The organism is Bacillus sp. JHAA (genome assembly GCF_036961585.1).
Classification (GTDB): domain Bacteria; phylum Bacillota; class Bacilli; order Bacillales; family Bacillaceae; genus Bacillus; species Bacillus velezensis.
The window spans coordinates 138,531-151,668 of sequence record NZ_JBAMDE010000003.1; the positions used below are offsets into that span (position 1 = coordinate 138,531).

At 43.8% G+C, this 13,138-nt stretch carries 2 protein-coding genes; both read left to right on the forward strand.

Annotated elements, in window-relative coordinates; all coding sequences use genetic code 11:
• The first annotated feature begins 15 nt into the window (after nt 1-15).
• Entirely contained in the window at nt 16-5,727 is a 5,712-nt protein-coding gene (locus V7728_RS08155; RefSeq protein ID WP_099566721.1) for a type I polyketide synthase, read from the forward strand.
• On the forward strand, nt 5,727-13,109 hold the full coding sequence (locus V7728_RS08160) for an SDR family NAD(P)-dependent oxidoreductase (RefSeq protein WP_335371362.1): 7,383 nt from the start codon (nt 5,727-5,729) through the stop codon (nt 13,107-13,109). The genes V7728_RS08155 and V7728_RS08160 overlap by 1 nt, the downstream gene beginning before the upstream one ends.
• Nucleotides 13,110-13,138: the final 29 nt, after the last annotated feature.

Genomic DNA, 13,138 nt, shown 5'->3' on the forward strand with positions numbered 1-13,138 from the left:
AAAGGAATGAGACAGGTGGCCAGTAATCAAAACTATCAGTTCACATTAACAATTAAACATACGGACTATATTGTCAGGGATCACCGGGTGCATGGCACCCGGATTATACCCGGTGTCACATTTTTAGATATGATATACCGTATGGCGATGAGCAAAGGTTTGCCTATTGAAGAACTTGAGTGCCAGAATATTTTGTATTTGGAACCTGTAGCAACATCGGATACCTTTGACAGAGAAATCCGCATCCGTTTTCAGGGATTGGAACAGGGATGGGAAATTCAGGCGAAGAGCAGAAAGGTAAAAGATGACCGCATCCTGGATGAAAGCTGGGATGAGAATATGACCTGCAGGCTCATGCAGAAATTCCCGGAAAGCATGAGGTCAATTCATATCGATGAAATCAAACATGCCTCCGTCCGTGAAGCCGATATGGAGATATGTTATGACTATTTAAAAAAGGTTGATATAGAGCATTTTGAATTTATGAAGAGTCTGGGGAAGGTTTATGCGTCTGATCATTCTGTACTTGCAGAGTTGTCGCTCAGCCAAATTGCCAATCAATATACCGGCTATTTTCAATTGCATCCCACTTTTCTTGATGCGTCTACCATCATATCGATCCTTTATCAGGCATGTCCCGAATATTTTACACAAGGATCTCCGGCAAGCCGGATGAAGACGTATATTCCCATCCATATTGAATCTTTCCGTATGGCGAAGCGCCTGGAAGACAGGTGTTATGTGTACATAGAGAAGCAAGACCAAAATCATGATTCAGGGGATGTCATCCAAGTAAGTTACGGTTTGTACGATGCATACGGGGAGGTGATCGCTTATTTTACGCGGCTGTCTGTGAAACATATTCGCTCAAAAGATTTAATTGAAAATCTGAAGCAGACTCGTTTGGAAACTGAAGCGGCTTCTCAGCCAAAAGACAGCCTGATCAGAAAAGATTCAATCATAAATCGAAGCGAAAGCATTGAGACACACCTTAAAGAATTAATATCCGGGGTTTCAAATATAGATCTGCGTGACATAAGGACAGACATTGGTTTTTATGAACAGGGCCTGGATTCAGCTTCTTTGCTTGCCATTGTCAAAGAACTTGAAAACAAAACAGGGGAACAGCTGTATCCTACACTCCTGTTTGAACAGAAAACGATCCGGGAACTCGCCGCGTATATTAAAGAAAATCAAAGAATGTCCAGTTATTTCTTAACGCGAAATCAACCGGCTGAAAAGCCTGACATGATAGAAAGTAAGAACGAAAATCTTTCCGCTCTTATAACAGAAGGAGACATTCAGCAGCTGATTGCAGATATCAAAGGGACTGCCCCTGAAACACTCTCTGTGGTAAAAGGTTTTTATGAACAAGGCCTCGATTCCGTAACACTTATGCAAGCCGTAAAGGCATTGGAAGAGAAAACAGGCAGGGAACTGTACCCTACTTTATTGTTTGAGTATCCGACGATTCAAAAACTTGCAAACTATTTTGCAGAGAGCGGCGAAAAAACTTCCGTTGAAAAAGACCTCCCTCTTCATCATGGAGAGAATCATACGGCTTTGACCTATTTAACGCCGCATTGGAGACAAAAGGCTGCGGCTTGGGACCCGAATTGCGGAAATAAAAAGAAAAGAACATGCCTGCTGTTTCAATATGACAGAGAGCTTTTTCATTTTATGCGGGAAAATGCTGAAAATGGATTCGAAAATACACAGATCATTCTCGTTTTATCAGGGAATCGTTTCTCCTATCACGGAGACGGTGTTTATGAGATAGATCACAGGGAGGAAGCTCACTTTGACAGGCTTGCAGCTGATCTGAAAAAAAGGGGGCAAATGCCCGACACCGTGGTTTACGGGTGGCCGGAAGGGTCATTTGCCGGCCCGGAAAAAATAAGTGAACAGCTTTCTAAGGGGGCTTACCCGCTATTCTTTTTCAGCCGGGCATTGATGCGCAGCAAGACGGAAAAAAAGGTTGTATCGCTTTTCCTTTATCCGGCGGATCATAAAAATGATCAGCCGCTTTACGCTTCAGTCCATGGCGCAGGGCAGTCTATTGTGCTTGAGAACCCGAAACTGGCCCTTAAGACAATCGGGATATCAGTTTCAGACAAGTCATCGTTGACGGAACTTACAGCTGAAATCATCAGAGTCGAATCTACGGAAGCTCATCCGGGAGAAACCGATCTTTATTATGAAGGAAATGTGCGCTGGGTCCGTGCCTTACGGGAAGCGGAACCGGCTCCAAACTCAGATTTCTCCTTTAAAGAAAACGGAGTATACATGATTACAGGAGGGGCCGGCGGCTTAGGCCTTATATTTGCTGAACATATCGCAGCCCAAACGAAAGCCAATATTATTTTAGCGGGCCGTTCTGAACTTACGGAAGACAAAAAGAACAAAATCAGCCGAATGAAAGCAGGCGGTTCTTCGGTTCAATATATAAGAGGTGATTTTTCAGATAGCCGTGATGCAGAGCGAATCATAAAAACCATTAAAAGGCAATTCGGAGAAATCAACGGTGTGATACACAGTGCCGGTGTGACGCACGACGCTTTATTGATTCAAAAATCAAAAGATGAAATTCAGGAAGTAATCGCTCCGAAAATAAATGGGACGGTCTTATTGGACAGCTTGCTGCAAACCGAACCTTTGGACTTCTTTGTGATGTTTTCATCAAGCACCTCGATGTACGGGAATATCGGACAGACGGATTACGCATTGGCCAACCGGTTCATCGATCTTTTCGCTGAGTGGCGTGAAGGAATGAGGCGGAAAAAAGAACGCTCCGGCGTCTCAGTAGCCATCGGCTGGCCGCTATGGGAAGACGGCGGCATGAAAGTGGATAAACAAACTGAAAAATGGATGAAACAAAAAATCGGTATGGTTCCTCTTAGTAAAACCAATGGGATCAAAGCTTTTCAAGATTCACTCTCTCTGAACGCATCACAGCTGATCGTGTTTGAAGGTGACAAAGAAAAATTGGAATCTGCACTTCAAGATACCTTCATAGAGGATGAAAACTGCGAGATCCAAATAAATGAGAAAGCTGATACAAGGCATGAGGACATTGCCATTATCGGATTAAGCGGAAAGTATCCGATGGCTGAAGACTTACCTGAATTTTGGGAGAATTTAAAGAGCGGAAAAGATTGTATTACAGAAATCCCGCCTGACCGCTGGAATATGGATGATTTCTTCAGCGAAGACAGAGATATGAAAGGGAAGTCTTACAGCAAGTGGGGAGGTTTTATCAGCGGAGCCGATCAATTTGATCCGCTTTTCTTTCATATTTCCCCAAGGGAAGCAGAACTTATGGATCCCCAGGAAAGGCTCTTTTTAGAAACGGCCAAACATTGTTTTGAAGACTCAGGGTACCCGAGAAACATGCTGGAAAAGATGAAAGTCGGTGTATTTGTCGGTGCAATGTGGGGCCAATATCAACTATTTGAAGGAGAAGAAAATGGAGTGGCTTTCTCGCCGGCGTCCGTCTATTCTTCAATTGCCAATCGGGTGTCTTATTATTTTCATTTAAAAGGTCCGAGTTTGGCTCTGGATACAATGTGCTCTTCATCACTGACCTCTATTCATTACGCATGCCAAAGCATACATTGCGGAGAGAGCGATATGGCATTAGCCGGCGGAGTGAATTTGTCAATACATCCGAATAAATATAAGTTCCTCAGCATGGGACAGTTTCTATCAAGTGACGGCAGATGCCGGAGTTTTGGAAAAGACGGAAGCGGTTATGTTCCCGGTGAGGGAGTCGGGGCCGTATTGTTAAAACCATTGAAAAAAGCAATAGAAGATCAAGATCAAATATACGGTGTGATTAAGGGAAGCGCCGTTAACCATGGAGGAAAGACGAGCGGATATTCCATACCGAATCCGGATGCGCAGGCGGAGGTCATTTCAGAAGCGCTTCGTAAAGCTGACATTGATCCGAATACCGTCAATTATATTGAAGCACATGGAACAGGGACGTCATTAGGCGATCCGATTGAAATTCAAGGACTGAAAGATTCCTATCAATTGAACCATCCTTGCGCCATCGGTTCGGTGAAATCAAATATCGGACATTTAGAATCTGCGGCAGGAATCGCTGCGGTAACGAAAGTGCTTCTCCAAATGAAGAATAAGCAGCTTGTTCCTTCTCTGCATTCCGATATTGTTAATCCGTTTATAGATTTTGATCAGGTTCCTTTTCAAGTGCAGCGGAAAGCGGCTGAATGGAATATTCCGCAAAACAGCAATGCTGTTCATCCTTTGAGAGCCGGGGTAAGCGCTTTTGGGGCAGGAGGAACAAACGCGCATCTTATATTGGAAGCGTATGAGCCGCCAAAAGCTTTTGATCATCAAAGCGGCCGAGTGATCTTTGTTTTATCGGCTCAAGACAAACAACGGCTGATAAAATATGCGGAGGTTATGGCTGATTTTCTATCAGAAAATGAATCGAAGGATAACAATGATAAACTGCGTCTTCAGGATATTGCCTATACACTTCAGACGGGACGCGATCATATGGAAGAACGGCTGGCGATAGTGGCAGATTCCGGGCGGGTCATTGCTGAAGAGCTCTCAGCTTATATCAGGGGTGAAAAAAGCAGCTTGAGCTATACCGGTAATACATTCGAATCAGAAGTTCACAATGAAATGCCTCACGTTTGTTCAGATTACGCCGAAGCAGCATCCAAATGGGTAAATGGAAGAAAGATAGATTGGGAGACTTTTGAGGTGAATCGGAATGCTCGCAGGATTTCTATTCCGGGACAACCGCTGATCAAACAGCGGTATTGGATAGCGGAAAAAGGGGAAGCACTTGTTTCAGCGGATATGAGTAAGCCGGGTCACCCTTTCTTGGGGAGTAACACGTCCGATTTTAATCAGTTCAGTTTCACGAAAAAAATCACCCGTAATCATCCGTTCGCACTAAGTCTGTCTGAAGGAAACGTGTCCTTTTTCCCTTATGCATCTTTGGCTGAAATGGCTATCGTCAATGCAGCGGCGGCATTTGGACAACCAGTTCATACATTGACTGATTTATTGTGGACCGAAAGCATGAACGGAATAACTGATATACGGGAACTGATGATTACGCTGACGCCTGAGCGCGACTTTGCGCGGTTTGACATATATGCAAACACAAAAGATGAGAATAAAGTACGTCTTGCCAGGGGAAATGCGCATATTGTTAAGCCTGAAAGCGGTATGCTTCCTGAAGCGCTTGATATTGCTGAAGTCAAATCAAAAATGACTGAACATCCGGCTGAAGCGCCTTTTGTCATTGAATCAGCGAAAAACAGTGACGGAATGCTGGCGCTTCATTCATTGCCGGATGAGCTTTATGCAAAAAGAGAGAATTTTACGATCTCTCCTGAAGCGCTTGAGTCCGCGATTTTTGCCAGTGCGTTTTTTGTCAGCGGAGAAACCTTCCCGGAATTGATCGGAATGGGAGCGGCGGATGTCTATCACCCTCTCGCTCAAAATTTTTATGTCTATACTCAAAAAGAGAACCGGCAGAACAGCTGTGATGTAACGTGTCATATGACGTTTACAGATGAAAACGGAAGCATTCTGGCAGAGTGCAGAGATGTGAGATTCAGATATGGTCATGAAAAAGACACTGTTCAGACGGACGACGAACTCATTCGTCTCCTGCGTCAATTGGAAACCAATGATATTGATCAGAAGGCTGTATTGAAACAATTAATGGGGGAAGAATGATGAACGGAAAACGTGAACAACTCAGCGATATTCTTGATCTGATTCAAACAGGACAAATGTCGGCTGACGAAGGCTATGCCCGTGTGACATCCATTCAGAATCAAAAATCACGGGCATCGAACCATCCGCTTTTATATTACAAGCCGGAATGGACAGAATCGTTCATTCCGAGTAAGAAGAGCGTACCCTTGACGGGATTGCTCCTGATTTTTGCAGAAAATGAACGGCAAATACAAGAATTGAGCGGTTTGTTTAAGGACTGTACTCTCTTGTTTGTTATCCGCGGAAAAGAATTTGCTGTTTTACATGATGATACGATTTGTATGAACCACGTGAAAAAAGACGATTATCTAAAGCTGTTCCGATACATTCATGATCATTATCAGCTGCCCGAAAAGATTCTTCACTTGTGGTCTGATTCTCAGGCTGACATGAGTAAGGAAGGTATACAGAAACAATTGGAAAACGGATTGTTTTCTCTTCTGTATATTACACAGGCGCTGATTGAACTAAAATGGAAAAAGATAATAAAGCTGACGCATATTTTTCAAACAGAGAATAAAGAACAACTGCCGCTGCATCATGCTCTCGGCGGATTGGTGAAAACCGTTCACCAGGAACACCCCAATTTTCACTATCAGATTATCAATATTACGCAATCAGAGGGTGCGGGAGCCGCTCTTCCAGCAATAGCGGATATATATCAGAGAGAGTGTGACGAAAAACGGGATATCCATTTTGAAGTGCGCTATGAAAACGGGAGACGTTTTACGAAAAGCTATAATAAAGCCGGCTCATTCGATTTAACCCAGCCGCTGAAACATCATGGGAACTATCTGATTACAGGAGGCCTGGGCGGTCTCGGTTATATTCTGGCAAAACATCTGTCGGAACAATGGAAAGCGAATCTCATATTGACAGGGCGCTCTGATTTAACTGAAGAGCAGGAGAAAAAGATCGAATATTTAAGAAGTTCAGGTTCAACAGTTGAATATATCCGATCTGATGTTTCAAAACAAAGTGATGCTGAACGGATGTTTGCTTTTGCAAAAGAGCAGTTCGGCACCTTACATGGAGTATTTCACAGTGCCGGCGTACTCCGTGACTCTTTTATCTTAAGAAAGACAAAAGAAGAAATTGATCAAGTCACAGGTTCGAAAGTTTATGGCACGCTGTGGCTGGCGGAAGAAATCAAAAAAATGAAAGTTGAATTACTTGTCTTGTTTTCATCCACATCGGCAGTCTTCGGCTCAGCCGGCCAATGTGACTATGCTTTCGCCAATGCCTGTTTGGATCAGTATGCAGCAGTTATGACCGCAAAAGAGTCTGCCGGAAGGGTAGTGTCAGTCAATTGGCCGCTATGGACTTCCGGCGGGATGAATATTGACGATGAAGGAATATCCTACATGAAACAGGAACTCGGTCTTGACCCGTTAGATGACGGTGACGGAATACAGGCTCTGGAGAACAGCTTGTGTCAATCATCTGAACAGCTGATTGCCCTGAAAGGCCGTAAAGAAAAGATTGAGGATGTGCTGAAGCGTGCCGGCACAATCAGCTTACATTCAGACCAGCAGGAAGATGCCGATTTGCAAAACGATGAATTAAGACAAAATATCATCAGTTATCTGAAAAATATAATGTCAGAGGAATTGAAATTACCGGCCTCACTCATAGATGAAAAACAATATCTGGAGAAATACGGCATTGATTCAGTGATGATCATGCGTCTGACCAAAAAGCTGGAGCAAAGTATCGGCAGATTGTCGAAAACATTATTTTTTGAATATCATTCAATATCGCAGTTAGCTGAATATTTCCTGAGTCATCACAGCGAACGAATGATGAAACTGCTGAAACCGGCCGGCACATCTGAACTTGTTTCATATCAAAAAAAGCCAAAAAGAAAACCAGTGGAAACAAAAGCGCCGGTACGCTCTGAAGGAGAAGATTCAAAAGAGCACATGGCGGCCGATCCCCTTTCTGCTGATATAGCCATTATCGGTGTCAGCGGCAGGTATCCGGGTGCGGAAAACATCAGGGAGTTCCAGAATGTGCTGATGAATGGACGGGATTGCGTAAGCGAAATTCCTGATGACCGGAAAGAAATGCTGGAGGGAAGCTGCTATAAGTGGGGAGGTTTTCTGAAAAATCCAGACCGGTTTGATCCTTTATTTTTCCGGATATCACCGAAAGAAGCGGCTTTTCTTGATCCTCAGGAACGTCTCTTTTTAGAGACAGTGTACAATACCATAGAGGATGCGGGTTATAAACCTTCAGATCTGACCCGCAAAAAGGTCGGAGTATTTGCAGGCGTCACATATGGAAGCTATCAATTTTTCGGCGTTGAAGAATCACTTAAAGGAAATGAACTGGCCGTCGGGTCTCCATTTTCTGCAATAGCAAACAGAATATCATATTTCTTTAACTTTAAGGGCCCGAGTATGGCGGTTGATACAATGTGTTCATCCTCTCTTAACGCCATTCACTTAGCCTGTGAAAGTATACGAAGAGGAGAAAGCACACTTGCTGTTGCGGGCGGGGTCAATCTTACGCTTCATCCGAATAAATATACATTATTAAATCAAAGCCGCTTCTTTGCAAGTGATGGCCGATGCCGGACATTCGGCGAGGGCGGTGACGGTTATGTACCGGGAGAAGGAGTGGGATCCGTACTTTTAAAGCCGGCGGCGGAAGCGGTAAGGGACGGAGATCATATTTATGCGCTGATTAAAGCGACAGCGGTCAATCACGGAGGGAGAACAAACGGTTTTACGGTTCCTAATCCAAATGGTCAGTCTGAACTGATACAGGACGCGCTTCAGAAAGCTTGTATTGATCCTCGTACAATTAGTTATATTGAAGCTCACGGAACGGGAACTTCTCTTGGAGACCCGATTGAGATCACCGGGTTAACAAAAGCGTTTCGGGAATTTACGGAGCACACTCAATATTGTTCCATCGGTTCTGTCAAATCAAATATCGGCCATCTTGAGGCCGCAGCGGGAATTGCCGGTTTGACAAAGGTTCTTTTGCAAATGAAACTGAAAAAACTGTTTCCTTCCATACATGCGGAGACGTTGAATCCAAATATTGATTTTAAAGCCTCTCCCTTTTATGTACAGCGGTCATTGCAAGATTGGAAGAAACCGAAACTGCAGGAAAACGGAAAAACAGTAACTGTTCCGAGAAGAGCGGGGATCAGCTCATTCGGAGCGGGAGGAACGAATGTTCATATCATTATAGAAGAATATGAAGAAACAAACGTCTCAACAGAACATGTTGAGAACGAACCGCATTTTGTCCTGTTATCTGCCAAAGACAATGAACGTCTTCTTGAGTATGCCGAAAACATGAGAGATTTTATCCAGCGTTCACTAAGTCCTGAAGTAAAGGATAAGCAGCCTGATATGAGAGAAAAGGTGTATGAAGTACTCAAACCGTTTGTTTCGGAATTGCTTCATATCCATCCGGAAGAAATTAATATTGCTGATCACCTGAGTGAATTTGGCGTAGGGCCTTTGGAATTAAGTCGGATGGCGGATTTTATTAACGAAATGTTTCATATTGAACTCACGATGTATGAATTAACTGTTTGCCCCTCCATTCAAGCGGTTACTGAATACGTATTGAAGGAATATGCCGGAGCGATAAGAAACCTGTTCCCGAATGAAGTGATGGAAGGCAGCCAATCGGAAAGCGTCGTTTTACGGGATCTGGCATACACTACACAATCGGGCAGAGAAGCGATGGAGGCCAGAGCGGCGATTACCGGTACCTCTCTTAAAGAAATCAAAGATAAATTATTTGAGTTTTGCCGCGGTGACAAGCACGTTCCAGGCGTATATGTTAATCAGCAATCAGCAGATGCATTTGCTGAAAAAATGAAGGCGTTAACGGAAGGCACAGCAGGTGAATTGTTTGTAAAGACTATTATTGAGAACGGTGAAGCGGAAAAGCTGGCTCAATTATGGGTTTGGGGGGCGGATATCGACTGGAAATCCGTTCATCAACATTTACAGCAGCCGGGTAAACGGATCTCAATTCCGACTTATCCGTTTGCAAAAGAACGTTATTGGGTTCCGTCCAGGACTGAGAAGACAGAGATCCCTCAGCATTCTTTTCAACATCACTTGCAAAAAAAATGGAGGGAGAATCCGTTTGTAAATTCATCCGAAACAAAAGAGTACGGACTGACAGTAGCATTTGTAAATCAAGACACAGAATCAATTGCCCGCACCATTTGTTCGGATATAGATCAGGAGAATCTGATTGTCATCAAACATCACTCTTCATTTATAAAACACTCTGATCAAATGTTTGAGTGTTCTTTATTAGATGAAAACCACGCATACGACGTTATCCGTGAGATCTTCTCGGGCGGTGAGCGGCAGGTCCAAAATATATTTGATTTCTCAGATATCGGAAACCAGAGTGACAATCAGAACGGCATCCCATATGGTAAATTCTTATTTATACAAGAAATAATTAAGCGGAGTAAAAAGGAAACACCATTATCCATTTTACAAATCACCAATGGCTTGCAGGTATTTAAAGCGGAAAAACCAAAGCTGACGGGTGCAGAATCAGCGGCTTTTCTGAAAGCCCTTTCTGCGGAATACGGCTTTGTTCATGTGAAAACAATAGATATAGACAGCATGAAAGAAACGCATGAGCTGAAACAAATCTTTGAGAATGAAAGGGCGCAATGTACCGGAGAGAATGAAGTATGCTACCGCAGCGGCGTCAGATATGTTCCGTATTTTGAAGAAGAAAGAATCCATACCGGCGAGCCTGTTTCATTTCCTGCGGATAAAGCCATCGTGATTACCGGCGGGACAGGGGGCATTGGCAGAGCAATAGCTGAAGATTTGGTGAAACGGGGAGTGAAAAAACTCGTGCTGACGGGTACGCGTCCATTACCTTTGCGAAGTGAATGGGATCATTTGCTGAAAGAGGGCAGACAGGACGAAAAGACAGTCAGCAATATAAAACTGTTTCAAAGTTTTGAAGAGAAAGGTGTCAACTATCTGTATTACAGCGGTTCTCTCACAAATGAAGAGAAGCTGCGTTCATTCTTTCACCAAGTAAGCCTTGAATTTAAAGATATAAGCGGTGTCATACACTGTGCCGGACTGCACAGCGGCGGAAATCCGGCCTTTATTCATAAAAGAATGAGTGAATTTAAGACGGTGTACGGGCCGAAAGTCACTGGACTTCAGAATTTGGAGCGGATTTTTAATAATAGGCCGCTGGATTTCTTTATTCTATTTTCATCAATTGCAGCACAGTCACCCAAACTGTCGAAAGGAATGACTGATTACGCGTCTGCAAACGCATATATGGACTATTTCGCGGTTTATCATTTTCAAAAGGGGAGAACGTATTTCACGTCCATCAATTGGCCGAGCTGGAAAGAAGTCGGAATGGGTACTGTGACGAGTCCTTTATATGATGAATTGGGATTGGACTCTCTTTCCACACGGGAAGGACTGGCGATTTTGTATCATGCACTGGAGAAAAAATCGGCCAATATCATTCCTATCGTGAAAAAAGGAACAGTGTTTCATGCAGACAGTCTCCTGAACATCAATAAAACCGGCGGAGCTTCGGTTCCAGTCCGAAGACAGGAGACTCCCGACACTTTTGATCATTCAGAAGGGCTTGTCAGTGAACTTTCTGCCGTATTTGCCGAGGAATTGAGCATTCCCCTTGAAAAGCTTAACCCAAATACGGATTTTCAGGAATACGGTGTGGATTCTATACTTCTTGTCAGCATTATACATCGAATAGAAGCAATGATTCAGAAAAAAATTGACCCTACTGTGCTTCTTGAACACAACACGGTTCATGGTCTTGCGGAATATATCGGTAAGACGGCGCCGCCGTTGAAGAAACAAATCGAACAGACTGATTCTCAAAGCAGCAATCAGCAAGATATGCAATCTGTGACGAGCCGAAATACAGAACCGCAGACGGCTTCCACTGCAAAGATAGCTGTTATCGGAATCGGATGTAAGTTCCCTGGAGCGGCTGATAAAGAGGAATTTTGGGACAATCTGAGAAAAGGGAAGAATCATATTAAAGAAGTACCTGATTCCCGGTGGAATATAGAAGAAAATTACTCTCCGGTCAAACAAAAGGGAAAAAGCATCAGCAAATGGGGAGGATTTATCAATGGAATCGGCAGCTTCGATCCGGAGTATTTCCGCATGGAAGAGGAGAAAGCCATCCAAACGGACCCGCTGATAAGACATTTCTTAGAAACGAGTGTACAGACTGTACGGGATGCCGGTTATGAAGAAACGGAATTATCGGGAAAAAAAGTCGGCGTATTTGTCGGTTCCAGAATGGGCGGTTACGGTCACAAACTGCCGAAAGAAAGCAGCAGCCACATCGTCGGGCTTAGTCAAAACTTTATTGCTTCACATGTGTCGCATTTCTTTAATTTTCACGGTCCAAGCATGGTTTCTGATACCGCTTGTTCTTCTTCATTAGTCAGCATTCATTTAGCCTGCCAAAGCATAAAAAACGGTGATTCAGAGATGGCGCTGGCCGGAGGGGCGGATCTGCTTTTGGATGAAATTCCTTACCTGATGTTAACAGAAGGAGGAGCTCTTTCGCCGGACGGTCAGTGTTTTACTTTTGATGAAAGGGCAAACGGCTTTGTACCCGGAGAGGGTTTTGGCGCTGTTCTGTTAAAACCGCTGGAGAAAGCGAAAGCTGACGGAGATCGGATATACGGTATCATTGAAGCATCAGCTATTAATAACGACGGTGCGACAATGGGAATTACGACTCCGAATCCTAAGCTTCAAGAGCAGGTTATTCAAGATGCATTTGAAAAAGCCGATATCACTCCCGGATCAGTCAGCTACGTCGAAACTCACGGCACAGGCACGATGATTGGAGATCCGATTGAGCTTCAGGCTCTGACAAAAGTATTCCGAAGAGACACAAACAAAACGCAATTTTGCGGAGTAGGAAGTGTGAAAATCAATATCGGACACTTATTAAGCGCTGCCGGAGCGGCAAGTTTCATTAAAGTGATTTTATCAATATGGCATAAGGAAATTCCGCCTACATTGAATTGTGAAACGCCAAATCCGCGCTTTGAATTTGAAAAGTCGCCTTTTTATCCGAATACAGAGCTGAGAAGCTGGAAGGATGGAAAACGGAGGGCGGGCATCAGCGCTTTCGGTTTTGGCGGAACAAACGCCCACCTTTTGGTAAGCGGCCTGGATGATTCATATCATTCCGTCAGAACTCCGCTGCCGCCTGCTGAGTTTGTCAGAAAAGAGTACTGGCCGGATTCAAATCGGAAAAAACAAATCAAACAGAATAAAAAACGGCTTCTTGAAATTATTGATGAAACAGAGTAGCACCTGCTCTGTTTCTTTACTTTGTAAAA